At 70.5% G+C, this 22609-nt stretch carries 21 protein-coding genes; 5 read left to right on the top strand and 16 right to left on the bottom strand.

Going from position 1 to position 22609, the window contains the following annotated elements; genetic code table 11:
• Positions 1-4: 4 nt before the first annotated feature.
• The 3 genes from uvrA to AC3ANN_RS07520 all read right to left on the bottom strand — a co-directional run bounded on the left by uvrA (position 5) and on the right by AC3ANN_RS07520 (position 6001).
• A complete protein-coding gene (gene uvrA, locus AC3ANN_RS07530; RefSeq protein ID WP_488340800.1) occupies positions 5-2908 on the bottom strand; it encodes an excinuclease ABC subunit UvrA in 2904 nt (967 codons plus the stop codon).
• Positions 2909-2998: 90 nt separating this feature from the next.
• Positions 2999-5350: a 5'-nucleotidase C-terminal domain-containing protein gene (locus AC3ANN_RS07525; protein ID WP_488340360.1), complete on the bottom strand. Its 2352-nt coding sequence runs from the start codon at positions 5348-5350 to the stop codon at positions 2999-3001.
• 207 nt (positions 5351-5557) lie between these two features.
• On the bottom strand, positions 5558-6001 hold the full coding sequence (locus AC3ANN_RS07520) for a MarR family winged helix-turn-helix transcriptional regulator (protein WP_488340359.1): 444 nt from the start codon (positions 5999-6001) through the stop codon (positions 5558-5560).
• A 36-nt stretch (positions 6002-6037) separates the two neighbouring features.
• Between AC3ANN_RS07520 and AC3ANN_RS07515 the strand changes: the two genes are divergently transcribed.
• Positions 6038-6292 carry a hypothetical protein gene (locus AC3ANN_RS07515; RefSeq protein WP_488340358.1) on the top strand — a complete coding sequence of 85 codons (255 nt, stop codon included), beginning with the start codon at positions 6038-6040 and terminating at the stop codon, positions 6290-6292.
• 23 nt (positions 6293-6315) lie between these two features.
• Here the strand turns inward: AC3ANN_RS07515 and uvrB are convergent, their stop codons facing one another.
• Positions 6316-8397 carry an excinuclease ABC subunit UvrB gene (gene uvrB, locus AC3ANN_RS07510; protein ID WP_488340357.1) on the bottom strand — a complete coding sequence of 694 codons (2082 nt, stop codon included), beginning with the start codon at positions 8395-8397 and terminating at the stop codon, positions 6316-6318.
• 98 nt (positions 8398-8495) lie between these two features.
• Positions 8496-9137 carry a hypothetical protein gene (locus tag AC3ANN_RS07505; RefSeq protein WP_488340356.1) on the bottom strand — a complete coding sequence of 214 codons (642 nt, stop codon included), beginning with the start codon at positions 9135-9137 and terminating at the stop codon, positions 8496-8498.
• Between the two features lie 90 nt (positions 9138-9227).
• On the opposite strand from AC3ANN_RS07505, the gene AC3ANN_RS07500 reads away from it, so the two are divergent.
• The gene (locus AC3ANN_RS07500; protein WP_488340355.1) at positions 9228-9839 is read left to right on the top strand and encodes a DUF4126 domain-containing protein; all 612 of its coding nucleotides are present in this window, start codon (positions 9228-9230) and stop codon (positions 9837-9839) included.
• 30 nt (positions 9840-9869) lie between these two features.
• Here the strand turns inward: AC3ANN_RS07500 and coaE are convergent, their stop codons facing one another.
• Positions 9870-10496: a dephospho-CoA kinase gene (gene coaE, locus AC3ANN_RS07495; protein ID WP_488340354.1), complete on the bottom strand. Its 627-nt coding sequence runs from the start codon at positions 10494-10496 to the stop codon at positions 9870-9872.
• A 517-nt stretch (positions 10497-11013) separates the two neighbouring features.
• Between coaE and AC3ANN_RS07490 the strand changes: the two genes are divergently transcribed.
• Positions 11014-11808 carry a response regulator transcription factor gene (locus tag AC3ANN_RS07490; protein WP_488340353.1) on the top strand — a complete coding sequence of 265 codons (795 nt, stop codon included), beginning with the start codon at positions 11014-11016 and terminating at the stop codon, positions 11806-11808.
• 33 nt (positions 11809-11841) lie between these two features.
• Here AC3ANN_RS07490 and AC3ANN_RS07485 read toward each other — a convergent pair whose 3' ends face one another.
• From AC3ANN_RS07485 to AC3ANN_RS07455, 7 genes are all read right to left on the bottom strand, one after another.
• A complete protein-coding gene (locus AC3ANN_RS07485) occupies positions 11842-13008 on the bottom strand; it encodes a hypothetical protein (RefSeq protein ID WP_488340352.1) in 1167 nt (388 codons plus the stop codon).
• Positions 13005-14675, bottom strand: coding sequence for a sensor histidine kinase (locus AC3ANN_RS07480; RefSeq protein ID WP_488340351.1), 1671 nt, complete (start codon positions 14673-14675; stop codon positions 13005-13007). Before AC3ANN_RS07480 ends, AC3ANN_RS07485 begins: the two co-directional genes overlap by 4 nt.
• 99 nt (positions 14676-14774) lie before the next feature.
• Positions 14775-15437, bottom strand: a complete 663-nt coding sequence (locus tag AC3ANN_RS07475) for a hypothetical protein (RefSeq protein ID WP_488340350.1) — start codon at positions 15435-15437, stop codon at positions 14775-14777.
• Positions 15438-15513: 76 nt separating this feature from the next.
• Entirely contained in the window at positions 15514-16083 is a 570-nt protein-coding gene (locus tag AC3ANN_RS07470; protein WP_488340349.1) for a GIY-YIG nuclease family protein, read from the bottom strand.
• Positions 16084-16212: 129 nt separating this feature from the next.
• Positions 16213-17661: a 30S ribosomal protein S1 gene (gene rpsA / locus AC3ANN_RS07465; protein ID WP_488340348.1), complete on the bottom strand. Its 1449-nt coding sequence runs from the start codon at positions 17659-17661 to the stop codon at positions 16213-16215.
• A 256-nt stretch (positions 17662-17917) separates the two neighbouring features.
• The gene (locus AC3ANN_RS07460) at positions 17918-18697 is read right to left on the bottom strand and encodes a PH domain-containing protein (protein WP_488340347.1); all 780 of its coding nucleotides are present in this window, start codon (positions 18695-18697) and stop codon (positions 17918-17920) included.
• A gap of 2 nt (positions 18698-18699) precedes the next feature.
• Positions 18700-18867, bottom strand: coding sequence for a hypothetical protein (locus AC3ANN_RS07455; RefSeq protein ID WP_488340346.1), 168 nt, complete (start codon positions 18865-18867; stop codon positions 18700-18702).
• Between the two features lie 152 nt (positions 18868-19019).
• On the opposite strand from AC3ANN_RS07455, the gene AC3ANN_RS07450 reads away from it, so the two are divergent.
• Positions 19020-19313 carry a DUF503 domain-containing protein gene (locus AC3ANN_RS07450; protein ID WP_488340345.1) on the top strand — a complete coding sequence of 98 codons (294 nt, stop codon included), beginning with the start codon at positions 19020-19022 and terminating at the stop codon, positions 19311-19313.
• Positions 19314-19315: 2 nt separating this feature from the next.
• Here AC3ANN_RS07450 and AC3ANN_RS07445 read toward each other — a convergent pair whose 3' ends face one another.
• From AC3ANN_RS07445 to AC3ANN_RS07435, 3 genes are all read right to left on the bottom strand, one after another.
• Entirely contained in the window at positions 19316-19960 is a 645-nt protein-coding gene (locus AC3ANN_RS07445; RefSeq protein ID WP_488340344.1) for an SDR family oxidoreductase, read from the bottom strand.
• On the bottom strand, positions 19957-21390 hold the full coding sequence (locus AC3ANN_RS07440; protein ID WP_488340343.1) for an APC family permease: 1434 nt from the start codon (positions 21388-21390) through the stop codon (positions 19957-19959). Before AC3ANN_RS07440 ends, AC3ANN_RS07445 begins: the two co-directional genes overlap by 4 nt.
• A 64-nt stretch (positions 21391-21454) precedes the next feature.
• Positions 21455-21871 carry a VOC family protein gene (locus tag AC3ANN_RS07435; RefSeq protein ID WP_488340342.1) on the bottom strand — a complete coding sequence of 139 codons (417 nt, stop codon included), beginning with the start codon at positions 21869-21871 and terminating at the stop codon, positions 21455-21457.
• 66 nt (positions 21872-21937) lie between these two features.
• On the opposite strand from AC3ANN_RS07435, the gene AC3ANN_RS07430 reads away from it, so the two are divergent.
• On the top strand, positions 21938-22600 hold the full coding sequence (locus AC3ANN_RS07430) for a TetR/AcrR family transcriptional regulator (protein ID WP_488340341.1): 663 nt from the start codon (positions 21938-21940) through the stop codon (positions 22598-22600).
• Positions 22601-22609: the final 9 nt, after the last annotated feature.

Genomic DNA, 22609 nt, shown 5'->3' with positions numbered 1-22609 from the left:
CCGCTCAGCCGGCCTTGCGCGCCTCGACGAGATCCGCCGGAGCGCGCAGCCCCAGCACCTCGGCGAGGAACGCGCCGGTGTGGCTGCCCTCCACGCGCGCGACCTGCTCGGGCGTGCCCGTCGCCACGATCTGCCCACCGCCCGCGCCGCCCTCGGGGCCGAGATCGATCACCCAGTCGGACGACTTGATCACGTCGAGGTTGTGCTCGATCACGATGACGGTGTTGCCCTTGTCGACGAGCCCGTTCAGCACCTCGAGCAGCTTGCGGACGTCCTCGAAGTGGAGTCCGGTGGTCGGCTCGTCGAGCACGTAGATCGATCGGCCGTTGGTGCGGCGCTGCAGTTCGGTCGCGAGCTTCACGCGCTGCGCCTCGCCGCCCGACAGCGTCGTCGCCGACTGCCCGAGGCGCACGTAGCCCAGGCCCACGTCGACGAGCGTCCTCAGATAGCGGTGGATCGCCTGGATCGGCTCGAAGAACTCGGCGGCCTCCGCGATCGGCATCTCGAGCACCTCGGCGATGTTCTTGCCCTTGTAGTGCACGGCGAGCGTGTCGCGGTTGTACCGCTTGCCATGGCACACCTCGCAGTCCACGTACACGTCGGGCAGGAAGTTCATCTCGATCTTGATCGTGCCGTCGCCCGAGCACGCCTCGCAGCGGCCGCCCTTGACGTTGAAGCTGAAGCGGCCCGGCTGGTACCCGCGCACCTTCGCCTCGGGGGTCTCGCTGAACAGCGTCCGGATGCGGTCGAACACTCCGGTGTACGTCGCGGGGTTCGAGCGCGGCGTCCGCCCGATCGGCGCCTGGTCGACGTGTACGACCTTGTCGAGGTTGTCGAGGCCGGTCACCCGCGTGTGCTTGCCGGCGACGCGGCGCGCCCCGTTGAGACGCGTCGCCAGGACCTGGTACAGGATGCCGTTGACCAGCGTCGACTTGCCCGAGCCGCTGACTCCGGTGACCGCCGTGAGCACGCCGAGCGGGAAGTCGACGGTCACGTTCTTGAGGTTGTTCTCGCGGGCGCCCACGACCGTCACCTGCCGGCTCTTGTCGATCTTGCGCCGCTTCTTCGGCGTCGGGATGGCACGCCGCCCCGAGAGGTAGTCCCCCGTGATCGACGTGGCGTCGGCGAGCAGCTCGGCCAGTGGTCCCGAGTGGACCACGTCGCCGCCGTTGACGCCGGCGCCGGGTCCGATGTCGACGACCCAGTCCGCCGCGTGGATCGTCTCTTCGTCGTGCTCGACCACGATGAGCGTGTTGCCCAGGTCGCGCAGCGCCACGAGCGTCTCGATGAGGCGGCGGTTGTCGCGCTGATGGAGTCCGATCGAAGGCTCGTCGAGGACGTACAGCACGCCGGTCAGGCCCGACCCGATCTGCGTGGCGAGCCGGATGCGCTGCGCCTCGCCGCCCGACAGCGTCGCCGCGGCACGGCTGAGGCTGAGGTAGTCCAGGCCCACGCGGATGAGGAAGTCCAGCCGCACCCGGATCTCGCGCAGCACCTGCGCGGCGATCGTGGCCTCACGCTCGGTGAGGGTGAGCTTGGCGAAGTACTCCCGCGCCTCGCCGAGGCTCAGGCGCGAGGCATCCGCGATCGAATGCCCGTGCACGAGCACCGCGAGCACCTCGGGCTTGAGCCGGTCGCCGTCGCACACCGGGCACGGCACCTCGCGCAGGTACTCGGACCAGCGCTGGCGCTGCGTGTCGGATTCGGCCTGCGTGTACTGGCGCTCGATGTACGGCACGACCCCCTCGAAGCCCGACGAGTACCGCATCTCGCGGCCATAGCGGTTCTTCCAGCGCACGGTCACCTTGTAGTTCTCGCCGCGCAGCACCGCCTCGCGCACCGCCGCGGGAAGCTTCTTCCACGGAGTGTCGAGCGAGAACCCGAGATCGGCCGCGAGCCCCTCGAGGAGGCGCTCGTAGTACTGGAACAGTCCCTTGCCCTGGGTGGTCCACGGGATCAGCACGCCCTCGCGGATCGAGAGGTCCTCGTCGCCCAGCATGAGGTCGACGTCCACCGACATGCGGGTTCCCAGGCCCGAGCACGTGGGGCACGCGCCGAACGGTGCGTTGAACGAGAAGGTGCGGGGCTCGATCTCGGTGAGCTGCAGCGGGTGGCCGTTCGGGCAGGCCAGCTTCTCGGAGAAGGACTGCCACGCGGCATCCCACTCCTCGTCGACGAAGTTGACCTGCATCACCCCGCCCGCCAGCGACAGCGCGGTCTCGACGGAGTCGGTGACCCGGTCGAGGATGCCGGGGGCGGCGACGAGACGGTCGACCACGACGGCGATGTCGTGCTTGTAGCTCTTCTTGAGCGTCGGGGGCTCTGCGAGCTGGATCAGCTCGCCGTCGACGATCGCGCGGGCATAGCCCTTGGCGCCGAGCTCCTTGAAGAGGTCGACGAACTCGCCCTTCTTCTGCGTCACCACGGGAGCGACGATCTGGTAGCGCGTGCGCTCGGGCAGCTCCATCAGCTGATCGGCGATCTGCTGCACCGTCTGACGCTGGATGACCTCGCCGCACTCGGGACACTGCGGCACGCCGATGCGCGCCCACAGCAGACGCATGTAGTCGTGGATCTCGGTGATCGTGCCGACCGTCGACCGCGGGTTGCGGTTGGTCGACTTCTGGTCGATCGACACCGCAGGGCTCAGGCCCTCGATGAAGTCGACGTCGGGACGGTCCACCTGCCCCAGGAACTGGCGCGCGTAGGCGCTCAGCGATTCGACGTAGCGGCGCTGCCCCTCGGCGAAGATCGTGTCGAACGCGAGGCTCGACTTGCCCGATCCCGACAGTCCCGTGAACACGACGAGCGAATCGCGCGGGATGTCGAGGTCGACGTCCTTGAGGTTGTGGACGCGGGCACCGCGGACGCTGAGTTTTCCGCTGGCGTTCGCGGGGTTCACGGGCATGGCGACAGGGACGATGGGCACCAGACAAGTTTAGGCGGGGCCTCCGACATGGGCGCCGGAGACCCCGCCTTCACAGGATCGACTCGGGTGCTACTTCACCACCACGGTGACCGGCTCGCTGGTCGAGGGCTTCACCGTGTCGCTTCCGCTGTACTCGGCGCGCAGGTCGTGCTCACCCTTGCCCAGCCTCGGCAGCTTGATCTTCGCGATGCCTCCCGCGTCCGTCGTGGTGAGCGTCGCCGTCGCGATCTGCGCGTCGCCGTCGTAGATGACGACCTCGCCCGCGACGGGGGCGCCGAACTCCGCGGTCACCGTCACGGCGTACTTGATCTTGCCGTTGCCCTTCGAGTTCGCGAACACCTTGTTGGGCGTGCCCACGGTGACGCTGTCGGCGCGATCGATCTCGACGGGCACGGTGACGGTGGTGCCGGTCTGGGCCCCCGTCAGCACGAGTTCGACGGTCGCTCCGAGCGGCACGTCGGCTGGAAGCGCCACCGAGATGGCAGCGGTGCCGTAGTCGTCATAGATCGCCGTGCCCACGGTGTTGTCGACCGGGAAGGTGCCGAGCACCTCTCCGTCGAGCGACACGGCGATCTCGGTGTCCTTGACGTCACCAGGTGCCGTCATGGCCCACGACTTGACGCCGAACGCGACGGTCGCGCCGGGATCGTAGGCGGCCGGGGCGTCCGCCGCGAAGCCGACCTCCACCGCACGCTGCGAGTAGTCGACGGCCAGAGGGGAACCGGCGGGCGCGAACTCCTCGAGGTAGTCGACCATCGCCGCGAGGTCCACCTTGCCGGTGTCGCGCTTGTCGGCCCCGTTCGCGAACTCGCGGAAGTTGTCGCCTCCGCCCGCGAGGAACGAGTTGACGGTGACCGAGTAGGTCGCCGTCAGGTCGATCGGCTCGCCGTTCAGCCACATGCCGGTGATGGTCCCCTCGGGAGCCTGATAGGTGAGGCCCTCCTCGTTGACCGTCGTCCCCGGGTTGTCGCGCTGCACCTCGGTCACGAGCTGCTGCGTGTAGGTGTACTGGAAGCCCTCGGAGGCGCCCAGTCGCAGGTAGGGCCGCGTCGGCAGCGCGTTGAAGGCGTCGCGCTGCCACTGCTGCTCGAGCACCGTCTTGATCTGCGCGCCGGTGAGCTCGAGGTTCACGAGCGTGTTGGCGAAGGGCTGAACGAGTGCCGCCTGCTTGTAGGTCAGGGTGCGCGGGAACGATCCGTCTGCGGGAACCGTTCCGACCATGTCGGTGCGGAGGCCGCCCGGGTTCATGAAGGCGATCTGCGCACCGCCGGACTCGGGTGCCTCGGTCGCCCACTGCTGCACCTCGGCCACGAGGTTGCCGAGGGTCGACTCGCCGCCCCGGTTCTCGCTGGTGCCGTTCGCGAGCTTCGCGCGGTTGAAGGCGCCGGCGATCTCGCCGAGCGGCTCGGCACCGAGGATGTCGGCCTCCGCCACGGCGGCCGCGACGAGCTGAGCCACCTCGTCGTCCGGCGCCGCCGGGTACGACGAGATCGCGATCACCGCCTGGGTCTTGGCCTGCACCTCGCCCGTGGCGCCGTCGACCGTGTACACCAGCTGGTTGAGGTTGGTGCCGTACTGTCCGGCCGAGACGACCGGGCGCGTCGTGACGGCGCGGCCCTCGTCGATCCATTCCTGAACGGGGTACTCGCAGTTGTACGCGAGGTGCGTGTGACCCGACACGATGGCGTCGACGTCGGCCGAGACGCCGCCGACGATCTCGCCCCACGTCGTCCCGGGCGCGGCGCCCTGGGTGCAGTCCGTGGTCGGGGATCCCTCGTGCACCAGCATCACGACGAGGTCGGCACCCGCGGCGGACAGCTCCGCGGCTTCGGCGTTGACGGAGTCGACGATGCCACGCACCTCGATGTCGGCGATGCCGGCGGGGTTCACCAGCGCCTCGAGCTCTTCGGTGACGGCGCCGACGAAGCCGACCTGCACGTCGCCGAACTCCTTGATCCAGGAGGCGGGGACGGCGTCGTCCCCGGTCGCCCGCATCTTGAGGTTCGCGGCGACGTACTGCCATTCGGCGCCGCCGTACGGGTTCGACACCGGGTCGTACGGCGCCATGACGCGCTCCACGAGGTCCTGATAGCCCTGGTCGAGCTCGTGGTTGCCCACCGCCGAGACCTCGAGACCAGCGGCGTTGAGCGCGTCGATCGTCGGCTTGTCGCTCTGGATGAACGACTCGAAGGTCGAGGCCCCGATCAGGTCGCCGGCCGCGGCGAACACGGTGTTCGGGTTCGCCGCACGCAGCGCGTCGACCGTTCCTGCGAGCTTCGCCGCGCCGGCCTCGGTGCCGTTGGCGGAGATGCGCCCGTGGAAGTCGTTCGTGGCGAGGATCTGCACCTCGGTCGGGGCCGCGTGGGCGGCCGGGGCCGCGAGGGCGCTCACGCCGATGGCCGCCGCGGTCGCGACGGCCATGATGGCGAGTCGCCGAACGGCGACGGGGCGGTCTGGGTTTGACCTGGTTCGCATGGATGTTCCTCTTGCTGTGGGTTCGATGCCGCCGTGCTGACACGCGGGTTCACCGTCGTCGACACGCCGTGCCTTGAGCCTAGGTTCGCCGGACGCGTCGGGCCAGAGGGATGAGAGAGACTTCATCCACCCGTTACCGCGCGGGCCGGGGAGTCAGCGCCGGCCTGCGAACGGCGCGAGTGCGTCGCGCAGCGCGGTGAGGGTCGCGGCGTCCGTGCGGACGCTCGCCATGACGCGCTCCGGGACCTCGAGCGCACGACGCCGCAGCGACCGCCCCGACGCCGTCAGCGCCACGTCGAGCACCCGCTCGTCGTCCGCTCGCCTCGTGCGGGTGATGAGCCCCTGCGCTTCGAGTCGCTTCACGAGGGGCGACAGCGTCGCCGGCTCCAACGCCAGCTCGTCGGCGAGGTCGCGCAGCGACCGGGGCGACGACTCCCACAGCGCGAGCATGACGAGGTACTGCGGATGCGTGAGCCCCAGCGGCTCGAGGATCGGCCGGTAGATCGACACCACGTTGCGCGCGGCGGTGACCAGCGCGAAGCACACCTGGTTCTCGAGCTTCAGGAGGTCGTCGGCGGTGGGAGGGGTCGCAGTCACCATGCGATTCTAGCGACGCTAACAGTTAGTACACTAATGACTATGACAGAGACGGATGCCGCAGACCGCCGCCCGTTCCGCGTGCGGGTGCGCGACGCCGGCGGGTGGTACGCGTGGTTCAACACCAAGCTCATCCGCATGGCGGGGCCGGCCGCCGTGGGTCCGTACGAGACGACTCCCCCGCCGACGTCGGCCGAGCGCGCCGAGCGCGCGTGTCCGCTGTGCGGGGCTCCGATCTCGCAGCACGAATTCGACCGCACCGGACCCAAGCCGCTCATGCACTGCCCGTAGCCGGACGTTCGCGCAGCGCGCGCTCAGGCGTGGCCTGCCCGCTCCATCGCCCGAAGCTCCTTCTTGAGGTCCTGGACCTCGTCGCGCAGCCGTGCCGCGAGCTCGAACTTGAGCTCGCCCGCCGCGGCGAGCATCTGGCCGCTGAGGTCCGCGATGGTCGCCTCGAGCTGCTCGGCGCCCTCGGCGGCGATCCCCTCCCGCCGCAGCTGCGGCGTCGGCGACTTGCCCTTGCCGGACTTCGTCTTCGCGGCAGCCTTGCCGCGCAGCATGCGGTCGGTGTCGGATGCCTCGCGTGCGAGCACCTCGGTGATGTCGGCGATCCGCTTGCGCAACGGCTGCGGGTCGATGCCACGCTCCTTGTTGTACGCGACTTGCTTCTCCCGGCGCCGGTCGGTCTCTTCGATGGCGTTGCGCATCGAATCGGTGATGGTGTCGGCGTACATGTGCACCTGGCCCGAGACGTTGCGCGCCGCGCGCCCGATCGTCTGGATGAGCGACGTGCCGCTGCGGAGGAACCCCTCCTTGTCGGCATCCAGGATCGCCACGAGCGACACCTCGGGGAGGTCGAGACCCTCGCGGAGCAGGTTGATGCCGACGAGGACGTCATAGACGCCCGCCCGGAGCTCGCTCAGCAGCTCGACGCGCCTCAGTGTGTCGACATCGGAGTGCAGGTAGCGCACCCGGACGCCGTGCTCGCCGAGGAAGTCGGTGAGCTCCTCCGCCATCTTCTTCGTCAGCGTGGTGACGAGCACGCGCTCGTCGCGCTCGACGCGGACGCGGATCTCTTCGAGCAGGTCGTCGATCTGGCCCTTGGACGGCTTCACGATGATCTCGGGGTCGACCAGGCCCGTCGGACGGATGATCTGCTCGACGACGCCGTCGGCCACTCCCATCTCGTAGCGGCCGGGCGTCGCCGAGAGGTACACCGTCTGCCCGACGCGCTCCTTGAACTCGTCCCAGCGCAGCGGCCGGTTGTCGAGCGCGCTCGGCAGCCGGAAGCCGTGCTCGACGAGCGTGCGCTTGCGGGAGGCATCCCCCTCGTACATCGCGCCGATCTGGGGAACGGTGACGTGCGACTCGTCGATGACCATGAGGAAGTCGTCGGGGAAGAAGTCCAGCAGCGTGTGCGGCGGCTCGCCCGCCGACCGCCCGTCGAGGTGACGCGAGTAGTTCTCGATCCCCGAGCAGAACCCGAGCTGCTGCAGCATCTCGAGGTCGAACGTGGTGCGCATGCGCAGCCGCTGCGCCTCGAGCAGCTTGTTCTGCGACTCGAGCTCCTTCAGTCGCTCGGCCAGCTCCTCCTCGATCGTGCCGATCGCGCGCTGCACGGTCTCGGTGCCGGCCACGTAGTGCGACGCGGGGAAGATCGGCACGCTGTCGAGACGCTGAACGACATCGCCCGTCAGCGGGTGCAGCATGTAGAGCGCCTCGATCTCATCGCCGAACATCTCGATGCGGATCGCGTACTCCTCGTACACCGGGATGATCTCGATCGTGTCGCCGCGCACGCGGAAGTTGCCGCGCGAGAAGTCGACGTCGTTGCGGTTGTACTGCATCGCGATGAACTTGCGGATGAGGGCGTTGCGGTCGTACACCTCGCCCACCTGCAGCGCGACCATGGCGCGCATGTACTCCTCGGGCGCGCCGAGTCCGTAGATGCACGACACGGTGCTCACCACGACGACGTCGCGGCGGCTCAGCAGCGAGTTGGTGGTCGAGTGGCGCAGGCGCTCCACCTCGGCGTTGATCGACGAGTCCTTCTCGATGAAGGTGTCGGTCTGCGGGACGTAGGCCTCGGGCTGGTAGTAGTCGTAGTAGCTGACGAAGTACTCGACGGCGTTGTGCGGCATGAGCTCGCGGAACTCGTTCGCCAGCTGCGCCGCCAGGGTCTTGTTGTGCGCCAGCACGAGCGTCGGTCGCTGCACGGCCTCGATGAGCCACGCCGTCGTCGCCGACTTGCCGGTGCCCGTCGCGCCGAGCAGCACGACATCGGTCTCGCCCGCGTTGACGCGGGCGGCGAGCTCGGCGATCGCCTGCGGCTGGTCGCCCGACGGCTCGTACTCGCTCACGACCTCGAACGGCCGCACGGATCGCGTGGTCTGCATCTGTCCCAGCGTAGGCGGCGCCTCCGACATCGGGGCGGCGTTCGCGGCGAGCGGATGCCGCGACGCGCGCGCGAGCGCGCTCGAGGGTGCGCGCGGCCTCAGCCGCCTCCGCCCCCGTCGAAGCCGCCGAAGCCGCCTGCGTCGAATCCGCCGAATCCGCCTGCGTCGAAGCCGCCGCCGAATCCGCCGCCGTCGAAGCCTGCAGCGGATCCTGGATCATAGGTGTCGCCGATCCAGGCGGGCTCGGAGGAGAGCTGGAGCGATCCCGCCCCCATGGTGTAGTAGGCGGTGACGGCGCTCGAGACGAGGAACTGGTTCGCCACCAGCGACATGACGCCGGCGCCGGCCAGCATCGTCCGCACGTCGACCGCGTCGCGGGGGTCGCCGGCGTCGGGTCGATCGGCCACGACGGTGCCGAGCTGGACGCCGGTGACGGCATCCCTCGCCCCACCGGCCGCCCGTCGCGCCCGGTGCTCCTCCGCGCGCCGCACCAGCCGGGCGAGCACCGTCGGGTCCTCGGCGGCGACGTCGCGCTCGGACTCCGACATGAACGGGCGCAGCTGTTCGAACATCTCGCGCCGCCGCTCCGGCGGCAGGTCCTGGAAAGCCGTCGCGTGCGCGCTCTCGATGACCGACGCGGGCAGCGTCCCGAGGAGGTAGACGTAGCGCGAGATGCGCTCCTCCTCGGTCACGGCGCGGTACGGCTGCCTGCGCCGGCGGAACCTCGAGAGCATGCCCATGCGACACCTCCATGACGTGTCTCCCAGGGTACGCCGCTCCGACCGGCGGCGACACTGCGGGACTCGGATCGTCGCGCCTAGAGTGGGGGCGTGCTGGAGTTCCTCGTCGGATCGGGACTCGCGACGGCGGCGGGGCTGAACGCGTGGATGCCGCTGTTCGTACTCGGTCTCGCGGACCGCTTCGTGCCTGTGGTCGAACTGCCGCCGGGATGGGCGTGGCTGTCGTCGGATGTCGCGCTCTGGGTCGTGGGCGCACTGCTGGTGGTCGAGATCGTCGCCGACAAGATCCCGGCGGTCGACTCGGTCAATGACGCCATCCAGACCGTCGTGCGGCCGGCCGCGGGCGGCATCGCGTTCGGAGCGGGGTCGAGCGCCGAGACGGTGCGCGTGGACGATCCGGACCTGCTGACCGGCACGGCGTGGGTGCCGATCGCGCTCGGCGTGGTGATCGCGCTGGCGGTGCACGTCGTCAAGGCCGCCGTGCGCCCGGTCGCCAACCTCGCCACCGCGGGGGTGGCGGCGCCGGTCGTGAGCACGATCGAGGACGTGACGTCGCTGAGTCTCTCGGTGCTCGCCATCGTCGTGCCCGTCGTCGCGCTGCTCGTGATCGCCGGTCTGGTCGTGGCCGCCGTGCTCGCGCTGCGGACCGCGCGTCGGCGTCGTGCCGCGCGCCAGGCGCCGCCGTCCAAGGAGGACGGCTGAACCGCGCCGCCGGCGTCCGCGCCACAGACGCTAGCGGGTCCGCGCAGCGCGGCGCGCGATGTGCTCGGACAGTCGATCCCACACCTCGTCGACCTGCTGCCGCGTCTGCTCGAGCGTGCCGGACGTGTCGATGACGACGTCGGCGATCGCGAGCCGGGCGTCGTCGGGCACCTGCGAGCCGATGCGCGCGGCGGCCTCTGCCTCGCTGAGTCCGCGCAGCTCCACGAGCCGCCGTGCGCGCACGTCGGCCGGCGCGTGCGCCACGATCACGAGCTCCCACGGGTCGTCGACGCGCGCCTCGACCAGCAGCGGGACGTCGTAGACGACGACGGCGGCGGGGTCGGCGGCGAAGGCCTCCTCGAATCGGCGCGCCGATTCCGCGCGCACCGCCGGGTGCACGATCGCATTGAGACGGGCGATCGCGGCAGGATCGCCGAACGCTCGTGCTCCGAGTCCGGCACGATCGAGCGAGCCGTCGGGGCGCAGCACGTCCGGACCGAACTCGGCGGCGATGGCTGCGAGCACGGGCGAGCCCGGCTGCTGCACCTCGCGCACGAGCTGATCGGCGTCGACCACCACCGCTCCGCGCTCCGCGAGCCGACGGGCGATGGTGGACTTTCCGGAGGCGATGCCACCGGTGAGGGCAACGAGGGGCATGAATCGAGGATGCCACGCGGCGAGGTCGCACCAGGGCGACGGGCCGCGCAAGACTGGGCCGTTCCTGAGCCGGGCCTGAGGCCCCGTTGAGGGCCTGGGGGTAGCCTCGTGGGCACCCGAAGGAGCAGATCCGCACGTGCGGTGACTGGGGAGGATGGGCCATGGGAACCGGACGCGACGACGTTGCGCCCGGCATGATCCCACCCCGCCGCCTGCGCCGCTCCACCGCCTCGCGCGGCGGAACGCGCGGTGCGGTCGGCTCCCGGCGCGGAGGAGCGGCGATCGTGGGGGCGATCGCCACTCCGACCCGCGCACCGAGGACGCGCGCGGCGCGGGCTGTGGGGACGCTTCCCGCCCGCCGCGCGGCCTCTCGTTCCGGCGGAACGAGCGGGCGGCGCGGATCGGGACCCGCCGCCCGCCACCCCGCCGGTGCTCGCACGACGCCGGTCGCCGACTGCGTCCCCCACGGCTGATGCCCGACGTGCCGCGCCTGATGCCCGGCGCGTTGTGGGATATCATGACCGACATCCAGCGGCCGGCGGAAGCGACGCCGGCTTCGGGGGGTGCAGCTGTGCAGGAAGCACGCGTCGCGGTCGTGATCGAGGACGAGCATGACATCCGCTCGCTGCTGTCGACCGTGCTGGCGCAGGCCGGTTTCGAGGTGCACGGCGCGTCGAACGGAGCGGATGGCGTCGAGCTCGTCCGCGTCCATCGACCGGTCGTGACGACTCTGGACGTGAACATGCCGGGCATGGACGGCTTCGAGACCGCCAAGCGCATCCGCTCCATCAGCTCGACGTACATCGTCATGCTGACCGCTCGCACCGAGGAGATCGACGCGCTGCAGGGTCTCGAGGCCGGAGCCGACGACTACGTCGCGAAGCCGTTCCGCCCGCGCGAGCTGCGCGCTCGCATCGACGCGATGCTGCGCCGCCCCAGGCACGTCGCCGGCTCCGGCACGGAGACCGCGCCGACGGCGACCGCATCCGACGGCGCCTGGCTCGAGCACCACGGGCTGCGCCTGAATCCCGGCAGTCGCATCGTGACCGTGGATGACGAGGACATCGTGCTGACGCGCAGCGAGTTCGACATCCTCGCCGACCTCCTGGCGGCCGGCCGGCGGGTCAGGGCCAAGACGGACCTCGCGATCATGCTGCGCGGCGAGCAGTCCGCCGTCGAGTTCGTCAGCGACAGCGACGCGCGCGCGATCGAGGTGCACGTCGCGAACCTGCGTCGCAAGCTCGGCGAATCCCCCGCACAGCCCCGGTGGATCGAGACCGTGCGAGGAGTGGGCTACCGCCTGACGGCGTGAGCCGATCGCCGCGGCGCCCACGGGGACACAGCGTCACCCGGTATCAGCCATCAGCACCGAGCTCTCGACGGTCGTCGCCGCGCGACCGGCCGCCTCCCGGGCGACGCGCACGAGCTCGCCGGCACGGTGTCCGACCGCGTCGCTGACGGCGACCCCGACGCCGAGGACGGGGATCACTCCCCCGTCGACGGCGCCCAGATCGTCGAAGAGCCCGCGATAGATCGCGCCCGCCCGGCGGCGCGCGTCCTCGGCGGAGGACACCGCGAGCGCCACGACGAGTCCGCTGGAGCCGTCCTCCCCCACGAGCGCATTGGCCGGCGCATGCCGGCGCACGCCCGCGCGCCACGCCTCGGCGATCGCACCCGCCACCTCGGTTCCGAACGCCGACGAGATCTGCTCGAGGTCGTCGATGCGCACGGCGGTCACGGCGACGGGCTCCGATCGTGCGGCCGCGCGGTCGCAGAGCGCCGCGAGGAGGCCGGCGAACTCCTCCTGCCGGGCGATGCCGTCCGGGGCGCCATCCGGCCGGGAGTGGCGCACGTAGCCGCGCATCGGCGCTCGCGTCGCGCGCAGCACCGACGTGACCACCACGGCGACGATCGTCAGCGTCACCGTGAGGAAGCTCGTCGCGATCGTCCCGAATGCCGTCTGGAACAGCGTGCTGTCGGGGCCCGAGATGAGGAACGCCGTCGTGCGGGCGACGTAGTAGAGCGACTGGATCCCGAGCACCACACCCAGCACCCACGCGGTGCGCGACGCGCGCAGCGCGCCGCGCAGGCATTCCGCAGCGCCGAGGCCCGCGAACACCACGAGCGCGACGAACATCCACAGCGCACCCGCCCAGTCCCCGCCCGACTCGCCCTCGATCGCGACCGTCCCCGCCGCGCCGGCGACTCCGGCCGCGACCAGCAGCGACGACCACGCCATCGGACGCCCGTTGAAACGGCGGCAGCCGAGCCACATGCACCCGGTCCCCGCGACGAAGGCGGCATTGCCCACGGCGACCGCCCACCACGCGTCGTCGTACTGCGCCCACACGACGTACGACAGCGTCGTCAGCATCGCCGCAAGGAAGCCGAGCGACCAGATCCGACCCGCTCCTTCATCGCGGCGCAGCAGCGTCTCGAGGATGAACAGCACGCCGCTGACGTTGACGACCACCGCCGTGATGACGAGGATGCTGACGAGGTCGAGGCTCATGACTCGGGTCCTTCCGGGCGGGAGGCCGGCAGCTTGACGATGAAGGTCGATCCGACTCCGGGCGAGCTGTGCAAGCCGATCTCGCCGCCGTGTGCGCGCACGATGTCGCGCGTGATCGCGAGCCCGAGGCCGGTTCCCGCCCGTCGCGGCTCGCCGGCCTTGTAGAAGCGGTGGAACAGCCGTGACCGGTCCGCCTCCGAGATTCCGATGCCGGTGTCGCGCACGAGGATCCAGCTCCAGGTCCCGTCGGAGGCCGTGCCGACGCGCACCGTGCCCCCGTCCTTGTTGTAGGTGATCGCGTTCGACACCAGGTTGTCGACCACCTGGCGCAGCCGCAGCGCATCCGCCCAGACCGGGGCGGGCTCGAGGCCCGCGGTGTCGACCGTGATGGCTCGCGCGGCCGCTCGGGTGACGGCATCCGTCGCCGCCGCGCGGACGATCTCGCTCGCATCGACGAGAGCGCGGGTGAGCGACGTCCCGAGCGCGGACGGAGAGGATCTCGACGCGGCGAGGATGTCGGCGACGATCTGAAGGAGCCGCTCGGCGTTGCGCTCCGCGATGTCGAGGTTGGCTCGGACCGCGTCCGGCGTGTCGGGGTCTTCGATGGCGAGGTCGAGGTAGCCGAGGATCGCCGTCAGGGGCGTGCGCAGCTCGTGCGAGACCGACGCGACCAGCTCGTCTCGGGCGCGGAGCGCGTCGCGTTCGGCTGTCACGTCCCTCGAGACGACTACTGCACCGGCGTCCGCGCCGTCGGGATCGGTGAGACGCCGCGCCGTGATCGTCAACGCCCGGCGCGCGCCGGGCTCGGCCCCGAACCACACCACCTCGTCGTCGAACGACTCCCCGCGGCGTGCACGTTCGAGCGGCAGCTCATCGGGTGGGATCCTCGTCGTCCCGTCGTCGCGGAAGACCGCCAGCTCCCCCTCTTCATGTGGCTCGAGCCCCTGCTGCAGGCGCCCGTGCGCGTCGTTGGTGACCGCAGTGCCGCCGTCGGCGTCGATGCGGATGACGCCGAAGTCGACCGCGTCGAGCACCTCGGTGACCACCTCCTCCTGGCGCCGGGTGCGCGCCAGAACGCTGCGCAGCAGCCGGGACTGCTTCGCCAAGAGCGTCCGCTGCGCGTCGGAGCGACGCGTCGTGACGTGGGCTGTGGTCGCCACCGCGAGCAGCACGAGCGGCAGCAGGAGCGTTCGGTACGTCAGCTCCTCGCCCTCCAGCGTCGCGAAGAGGGCGACGATCCCCGCGATCACGAAGATGACGCCCAACAGTCCCAGCATGCCGAACCCGCCGGCGAGCCACATGACCGGGAAGATCCACAGCAGTCCGAGCCTCGAGTCGGGTGCGGCGAGCTGCAGCAGCGTGATCGCCGCGATGTCGAGTGCCGGCACGACCGCGACCCAGCCGTACGGCAGGGAGTTCCACGGAACCACCAGCGTCGCGCCCGTGACGACGACGATCATCACCACGCCGAGGAAGAAGATCACCCGGTCGCCGGTGAACGGCGTCAGGGCGGCGAGGCCGCCCAACGCGAACACGACGCCCGCGAGCAGCAGCTGGTTCAGCGTCGCCGTGCGATCGCGCGTGCGATCGGCGATGTCGTGGCCACGACTCGGCCTGCGCGCACGGGCCGCACGCGCGTGCGTGTCTCCCGGCGTCGCGGCGGTCATACCGTGACGCTAACGGATGCCGCCACCCCCGTGTGAGGTTGCGTCGCGGTCGCTTCGCCCGTCGGCCGGCGCTCCGGCGTCACGAGGTGGACTGCGACGTCAGAATCCGAAGTCTCCGAAGTCCCCGAATCCGCCGGCGTCGGCACCGGCGTCTCCGCCCCAACCGGAGCCCGGGTCGCCCCAGCCACCGGCGTCGGCGGACGCGGCATCCGCACCGCTGTCGGCGCCCGCGTCGCCACCGCCGTCGGCGGTGCCGTCCTGCCCCGAATCGTCCTGGCTCCCGGGGTCGGACGCGAACGTCGGAGCGAGGAACGAGCTCACCAGCGCCGACCCGATGACGTAGCCGACGACGGTGCCGAGGATGGACGAGCCGAGCATGGAGCCGAACGAAGGACCCTGGCGCTGCGGTCCGAGCGTGCGCTCCATGAACCCAGGGTTCATGTACTCGGCCCGGGTCGCCGCGCGTGCCATGGACTGCGGGTCGCTCGACCGCGGCTGCTCCGCGGCCGGAAGGCCCGCCGAGATGTCGGCCAGCACCTGCTGCCGCTGCGGCTCGGTGAGCTTCGCGAAGGCCTCGGCGTGGACCTGCTCGATCGTCTCGGGCGGCGCAGTCCGCAGGAGATAGCGGTAGCGCTCGATCGCGACCTCGTCCTCGCTCGGCGGCGGCTGAGTCGATGCCTGGCGGCCGTACGTGTTCTGGGGAACGGGGCGCGACTGACGCTCCGCGTCGTCCCCGCCGAAGAGTCGGTCCAGGAATCCCATGTGTCCTCCGTCGTCTGCGTGGGCTCGTCAGGCTAAGGGGCGTTCCTTTGAACCGCCTGGACACCGTCGCAGCCGGTCAGCCTCGTGCCGCGAGGGCCTCGCTGACCCACCGCGCGTGCAGCCGCCATGGGTCGTCGGTCCCGGCAGCGAGCACGGCGACGTGCCGTGCGATGTCGTCGCTCAGCCGGAACCATTCGGTGCGCGGGAAGCGATCGCCGGCGAACTCGACGTGCCGACGCTGCTCGAGGGCGCGGCCGCCGCGCTCGAAGGCGAGCAGCTCGTCGTGCCAGATCGCCGCGAGCCGCTGCCGCGGGTTGGAGCTCGTGCCGATCTTCACGCGGTCGCCGAACCGGAGGTAGTACACGACGTCGACCCGCGGCGGCGGCAGCTCCGCGTCGGGCACGTCGCCGTGGCGCCATTCGCACGCCGCGCACAGCCAGCCGGACCGATACCGCACGCCGAGCCGCGAGCCGCACACGAGGCACGGCGACGGCAGCACGTCGGTCACGCCGTACTCCGCGTCGGCCCAGTCGGATGCGGCGGCGAGGTGCCCCTCGCACAGCGCCACCGGGGCGTCGCCCGGCACCGTGCCGCGGCACCCGTCGCCTGCCGCCAGGCAGCGTCGGGCACGGACGATCGAGGGCACCCGCCGAGCGTACGCGGAGCCGCCGACATGACGCGGGGCCGGCGACGACGAGAGGGCCGGAACCCGAAGGTTCCGGCCCTCTGTCATCGCACCGGTCGCAGTGCGGCCGGTTCGATCAGCTTTCTGCGGTCAGCGACCCGAGAGCTTCTCGCGCAGGGCGGCGAGAGCCTCGTCGTCCGCGAGCGTGCCCGCGGGGCCGCTGTCGGACGAGAAGGAGCTGGCACCGGTCTCGACCGGCGCGGCGGCCTCGGCCTCGAGGGCCTTGATGACGGCGGCCTTGTGGGCCTCCCAGCGAGCGTGGGCGGCGGCGTACTCCTGCTCCCACTTCTCGCGCTGCTCGTCGAAGCCTTCCTTCCACTGGTTGGTCTCCGGGTCGAAGCCCTCGGGGTACTTGTACTCCCCGTTCTCGTCGTACTCGGTGACCATGCCGTAGAGGGCCGGGTCGAACTCAGTGCCGTAGGGGTCGACCGACTCGTTCGCCTGCTTGAGCGAGAGCGAGATGCGACGACGCTCGAGGTCGATGTCGATGATCTTGACGAAGACCTCTTCGCCGACCGACACGACCTGCTCGGCGAGCTCGACGTGCTTGCCCGACAGCTCCGAGATGTGCACGAGGCCCTCGATGCCGTCCGCGACGCGAACGAACGCGCCGAACGGAACGAGCTTGGTGACCTTGCCCGGCGCGACCTGGCCGATCGCGTGCGTGCGGGCGAAGACCTGCCACGGGTCCTCCTGCGTCGCCTTCAGCGACAGCGAGACGCGCTCGCGGTCGAGGTCGACCTCGAGGATCTCGACGGTGACCTCCTGGCCCACCTCGACGACCTCGGACGCGTGCTCGATGTGCTTCCACGAGAGCTCGGAGACGTGCACGAGGCCGTCCACGCCGCCCAGGTCGACGAACGCACCGAAGTTGACGATCGACGAGACCGTGCCCTTGCGGACCTGGCCCTTGTGCAGGTTGTTGAGGAACGTGGTGCGCGACTCGGACTGCGTCTGCTCGAGCAGGGCGCGGCGCGACAGCACGACGTTGTTGCGGTTCTTGTCGAGCTCGAGGATCTTCGCCTCGATCTCCTGGCCGAGGTACGGCGTGAGGTCGCGCACGCGGCGCAGCTCGATGAGCGAAGCCGGGAGGAAGCCGCGGAGGCCGATGTCGACGATGAGACCACCCTTGACGACCTCGATCACCTGACCGGTGACCACGCCGTCGTTCTCCTTGATCTTCTCGACGTCGCCCCACGCGCGCTCGTACTGCGCGCGCTTCTTGGAGAGGATGAGGCGGCCTTCCTTGTCCTCCTTCTGGAGAACGAGGGCTTCGACCTCGTCGCCGACCTTGACGACCTCGTTGGGGTCGACGTCGTGCTTGATGGAAAGCTCACGCGAGGGGATGACGCCCTCGGTCTTGTAGCCGACGTCGAGGAGGACCTCGTCGCGGTCGATCTTCACCACGGTGCCCTCGATCAGGTCGCCGTCGTTGAAGAACTTCAGAGTCTTCTCGACCGCGGCCAGGAAGTCCTCGGCAGATCCGATGTCGTTGATCGCGACCTGCTTGGTGGCCGGGGCGGTCGTTGCGCTAGTCATGTAGTGGGTTGTCCTTGTTGGGTTGGGTTCTCGGGCCTCCGCCGTCATCGGCGCCCGGTCCGCGCGAGCGCGGGCGAACACCTCGAGCCGAGGCGAAGCGGATTGTTGTCATGCGATGTCACGAGCCCTTGCGGGATCCGGCGACCGGCGCGAACCGGCAACAGGCGTGGCGAAACAGCCACACGAGTGACACTCCAGGGTAACAGAACGCGGGGGTCGCCCGCGATGTTCCCGCAGAGTCCAGCACGCCTGCCGATCAGCGCGGCAGATCGATGGGCGCGGTGTCGGTGCCGTCGGGGCCGGACCCGTCGCGTTCCCCGTGCGGCGGCTCGCCGCGCAGCTCGGCCAGCCGTTCCACCTCGCGCCGCTGGGCATCGGCGAGCCAGTCCCAGCCCACCGCCCCGGCGGGCGCCTCGCGCTCGGCGACGACCGGCAGCGTATCGTACGCCGCGGCGGCGGCGACGGACGCCGGCACCCGGGGGCGCGGCGGAGCGACGACGGGAGCGGCGACGGGCGCCGGGTGCAGCGGATCTCCGCGACCTGCGTACCCGCGCAGGCCGGCCTGCTGGATCACGCGCTGGATCGTCAGACCGCGCTCGTCGGGGTAGCCGACGAAGCGGATCTCGCGAAGACCCTGTTCCTGGGCGGCGGACTCGAAGATGAAATGCCCGTATCCGAACATGCGGCCGACGACCGGCTTGTGCACCGAGATGTCGAGGATGCGCGACAAGGGCATCGTGGCGATGCGCTGCGACAGGATGCCGTGCACGCGGAACACCCGCATGTTGGTGATGACGAACCGGTCCATCCGCTGCTCCAGGATCCGCCAGCAGGCGTGGGACACCACGACGCCGCCGAAGAGGGCCGGCACCCACCACGCCTGCGGCGGCACGAAGAAGCCCAGCAGCAGCACGACGACGCCGGCGAACAGCTCCAGGACCGCGCCGACCGTCGCCGCCCAGTGCTTGCGCACCTCGTCGACGACGACCTCTCCCTGATCCGCGATCAGGTGCCGATCGATGCGCGGATCGAGCACGCTCAGCCTCCGGCGAGCGCCACGAAGAAGTCGGTGACGGCGACGCCCGCGCCCCAGACGGCGCCGAAGGCGCCCTGGACGGCGTTGGCGGCATCCTGCGGGCGCGTCACCAGGTAGAAGATGGCGAAGGCGATCACGAGCCCGATGATGATGCGCTTGACGATCTTCATGTGTGGGGGTCCCTTCGGGTCGATGAGGACCTGCGATCCCCCCAGAACGCAGACTCTGCTGTTCTACCGGCATTTCGTCGGTTTGGCGATGAGGCACGCGGGGCGCGTCGCGGTTGCGGCCCCTCGCATCCGGCCGCTGGCACGATGGAGCCATGTGGATCGGGTGGATCGAGTTCGACCTGCTGCTGGGCGATGTGCGCTCCCTGAAGGAGAAGCGCAGCGTGCTGCGCCCGATCGTCGCCGAGCTCAGCCGCCGGACGGAGGCCGCCGCGGCCGAAGTGGGCGAGCACGACCTCCACCGTCGGGCGCGCATCGGCGTGTCGGTGGTCGCGTCCGGGTCCTCGCACGTGCGCGATGTGCTCGATCGCGCCGAGAGGCTCGTCTCGGACCGACCGGAGGTCACGCTGCTGTCGGCGCGGCGCGGGCTCCACTCGAGCGACGACTGAGCTCAGCCGGCGATGGCGTGGCCGATGACCTCGGCACCGCCGCCGAAGCGGATGGTGCGTCCGATCGTGCTGTCGTCGGCGATGGCGGCGGCGACAGTCGCAGCGACGTCGGCGCGCGGCACCTCTCCCCTGCCCGTGGGATCCAGTTCGATCCGACCGGTCGGCGGATCGGAGGTCAGGGTGCCGGGCGCGAGGATCGTCCAGTCGAGCTCGCTCGCCGCGAGATGCTCGTCGGCTGCCCACTTCGCGTCGGCGTAGGGGAAGAACGACGAGCCGGCCGCAACTCCGTGGTCCGCGCGCGAGCCCAGCCACGACACCATCAGGTAGCGTTCGACCCCCGCGGCCTCGGCCGCATCCATCGAGCGGATCGCCGCGTCGCGGTCGACCGCGTACGTGCGTCCGGGGTTGCCGCCGCCCGCGCCCGCCGACCAGATGACGACATCGTTGCCGGCGATGAGGTTCGTCAGCTGTTCGACGTCGAGCAGCTCGACGTCGGCCACGACGGGCTGCGCTCCCGTCGCTGCGACCTCGGTCTCGTGCGCGGGATTGCGGATGACGGCGGTCACGGTGTGCCCCTGCGCAACGAGCAGCGGCTCGAGCAGCAGCGCAACCTTGCCGTGTCCTCCGAAGATCAGGATGCGGGTCATGTCTGTCCCTTCGTCGCATTCTCCACGCTACGCCCCTGCGCCAGCAGGCTGTGCCGCCGACCCCACAGCAGGTAGAAGGTCAGCACCACGGCCACCCACAGCGCGAACCACGCGTACGTCGACCAGCCGAGGCCCGTGATCAGGTAGCCGCACGCCAGGATGGACAGCACCGGCGTGACCGGGTACCCGGGGACGCGGAATCCGCGGGGCAGGTCGGGACGCGTGCGGCGCAGCACGATCACCCCGAGCGAGACGACGATGAACGCGACCAGTGTCCCCATCGAGACCATGTCCCACAGGTTCGAGAGCGGGATGAGCCCGGCCAGCAGCGCGACGGCGATGGCGACGACGATCGTGGAGAACACCGGCGTGTGCGTGCGCGGGTCGACCCGGGCGAACACCGGCGGCAGCAGGCCGTCGCGCCCGATCGAGTACAGGATCCTCGTCTGACCGAAGAGCGTCACGAGCGTGACCGAGAAGATCGAGATCACCGCACCCGCGGCCAGCACGGTCCCCGGCCACTGCGCGCCGAGGACATCGCCGAGGATCACGGCGAGGCCTGCGCTCTGCTGCGCGGGATCCTCGAAGTCGGCAGCAGGCTGGGCGCCGACCGCGGCGATCGCGACGAAGAGGTACACGGCCACCACCGTCGCGAGGGCGACGAGGATCGCGCGCGGCAGCGACCGCTGCGGATCCCGCACCTCGTCGCCGGCTGTGGAGACGGCGTCGAGCCCGATGAAGGTGAAGAAGATCGTTCCGGCCGCCGCGGTCACGCCCGCGGCGCCGTGTGGCGCGAAATCGGCGAAGTTGTCGAGGGTGAAGGCCGTCATCGCGATCGCGCCGAACATCACCAGCACGCCGATCTTGATGATCACCATGACGGTGTTGACGACGGCCGACTCCCGCGTCCCGCGGATGAGAAGCACCGCGCACAGCACCACCAGGACGACGGCGGGGAGATTGACGACGCCTCCTTCGAACGGTCCGGCCGACAGCGCGGCGGGGATGTCCCACCCGAACAGATCCCCGACGAGGCGGTCGAGGTAACCGCTCCACCCGGAGGCGACGGCGGCGGTCGACACGCCGTACTCGAGCATGAGACAGGCCGCCACGCCCATCGCCACGATCTCGCCGAGGGTGGCGTATGCGTACGAGTAGGTCGAACCCGACACCGGCACCGCCGACGCCATCTCGGCGTAGCAGACCGCCGACAGTCCCGCGGCGATCGCCGCGACGACGAACGCAAGGATCACCGCAGGTCCCGCCAGCGGCACCGCCTCGTGCATGACGAAGAAGACGCCGGTGCCGATCGTCGCACCGACACCCAGCATCGCGAGCTGGAACGTGCCGATCGTGCGCGTGAGCCCGCCCGGCGATGCCACGGGCGGCGTGATCGGCCGCCGGCGGAACAGCTCCTTCGCGAGACTCATGCGTCACCCTCCTGCGGTCGCGACCCAGCGAGTCTAGATCGCGCAGCACCGTCGCCGCGTCCGCTCAGGCGAACGCGGCGACGAACTCCGCGGACGGCTCGATCGGCTCGATCACATCGACGAGGACACCACCCGGCGCGGCGACGATGAAGTGCCGCTGACCGAACGGCTCGTCGCGAAGGTCGAGGACGCACTCGAGGCTTCCCTCGAGGACGAGTCGCCGATGCGCCGCGCGGGCGTCGTCGACCTCGACATTCAGCAGCAGGCCCGACGCGGGCGTCCCGAATCCCGCCGGCACGCTCTCGTGATCATGGGCGACGAACGCCAGCTCCGCCTGCTCTCGTCGCAGGCTGACGTACCAGTCGGTCGCGAAGGTCGCCTCGAAGCCGAAGTGGTCGGTGAAGAACCGCGCCGCCGCCGGGGCATCCGTCGTCATCACGACCGGATAGAAGCTCGTCATGGTCTCCATCTCGCGAACCATCCTTTACATTCTTGATGTACGTATAGCTTCCAACGATACATACACATCGCACGTAAAGGAACCGTCATGCCCAGAGCCAGTGCCGCCGACGCCGCCCGCACCGCACGCCGAGTGCTCGAGATCGCGTGCGATCGATTCACCGAACAGGGCTTCGCCGCAGCATCCGTCGACGACATCGCGCGGAGGGCAGGAGTGACCCGCGGCGCGGTCTATCACCACTACGCGAGCAAGCACGGGCTCTTGCGCGCCGTCGCCGCCCACCTGCAATCAGTGGTCGCGGATCGCGTGGTCGCGGCAGCGGATCGCGAGACGGATGCCGCGGCTCAGCTCCGTGCCGGAAGCCATGCGTTCCTCGACGCGATCACCGATGACGGCGCGGCCCGCGTGCTCCTGGCCGATGCGCCCTCTGCGCTCGGCTGGGCCACGTGGCGGGAGCTGGATGCAGACGCCTCGGGTCGCGAGCTGCGCGCGGCCGTCGCCGCCCTCGGAACGGTGCCGGCCCCGCTGGTCGACGCGCTGACGCAGCAGCTGAGCGGCGCGATGAACGAAGCGGCGCTGTGGCTCGCCGAGCGACCCTCCGACGTGCGGGCGCGGGAGGCGGCGCACGCCGCACTGGACCTGCTCCTGGACGCGGTCGCGACGCCGTCGCGCCCCGAACCGGCTGCTGCGGACGGCGCGCGTCCTGGTGAGGACCCCGGCGCCGCTGCTAGCGTGCAGTCCCAGACCTGAGTACGCGAA

This window comes from Microbacterium sp. STRO-2N, assembly GCF_057747775.1.
Note: the sequence above shows the minus strand (reverse complement) of the source record. Positions and strands in the feature narration are given on the sequence as shown.

Coding starts and splice junctions, on each gene's coding strand:
- uvrA (WP_488340800.1), bottom strand. CDS start 2,908: ATGCCCGTGAACCCCGCGAACGCCAGCGGAAAACTCAGCGTCCGCGGT.
- AC3ANN_RS07525 (WP_488340360.1), bottom strand. CDS start 5,350: ATGGCCGTCGCGACCGCGGCGGCCATCGGCGTGAGCGCCCTCGCGGCC.
- AC3ANN_RS07515 (WP_488340358.1), top strand. CDS start 6,038: ATGACTATGACAGAGACGGATGCCGCAGACCGCCGCCCGTTCCGCGTG.
- uvrB (WP_488340357.1), bottom strand. CDS start 8,397: ATGCAGACCACGCGATCCGTGCGGCCGTTCGAGGTCGTGAGCGAGTAC.
- AC3ANN_RS07505 (WP_488340356.1), bottom strand. CDS start 9,137: ATGGGCATGCTCTCGAGGTTCCGCCGGCGCAGGCAGCCGTACCGCGCC.
- coaE (WP_488340354.1), bottom strand. CDS start 10,496: ATGCCCCTCGTTGCCCTCACCGGTGGCATCGCCTCCGGAAAGTCCACC.
- AC3ANN_RS07490 (WP_488340353.1), top strand. CDS start 11,014: ATGACCGACATCCAGCGGCCGGCGGAAGCGACGCCGGCTTCGGGGGGT.
- AC3ANN_RS07485 (WP_488340352.1), bottom strand. CDS start 13,008: ATGAGCCTCGACCTCGTCAGCATCCTCGTCATCACGGCGGTGGTCGTC.
- AC3ANN_RS07480 (WP_488340351.1), bottom strand. CDS start 14,675: ATGACCGCCGCGACGCCGGGAGACACGCACGCGCGTGCGGCCCGTGCG.
- AC3ANN_RS07475 (WP_488340350.1), bottom strand. CDS start 15,437: ATGGGATTCCTGGACCGACTCTTCGGCGGGGACGACGCGGAGCGTCAG.
- rpsA (WP_488340348.1), bottom strand. CDS start 17,661: ATGACTAGCGCAACGACCGCCCCGGCCACCAAGCAGGTCGCGATCAAC.
- AC3ANN_RS07455 (WP_488340346.1), bottom strand. CDS start 18,867: ATGAAGATCGTCAAGCGCATCATCATCGGGCTCGTGATCGCCTTCGCC.
- AC3ANN_RS07450 (WP_488340345.1), top strand. CDS start 19,020: ATGTGGATCGGGTGGATCGAGTTCGACCTGCTGCTGGGCGATGTGCGC.
- AC3ANN_RS07445 (WP_488340344.1), bottom strand. CDS start 19,960: ATGACCCGCATCCTGATCTTCGGAGGACACGGCAAGGTTGCGCTGCTG.
- AC3ANN_RS07440 (WP_488340343.1), bottom strand. CDS start 21,390: ATGAGTCTCGCGAAGGAGCTGTTCCGCCGGCGGCCGATCACGCCGCCC.
- AC3ANN_RS07435 (WP_488340342.1), bottom strand. CDS start 21,871: ATGGTTCGCGAGATGGAGACCATGACGAGCTTCTATCCGGTCGTGATG.
- AC3ANN_RS07430 (WP_488340341.1), top strand. CDS start 21,938: ATGCCCAGAGCCAGTGCCGCCGACGCCGCCCGCACCGCACGCCGAGTG.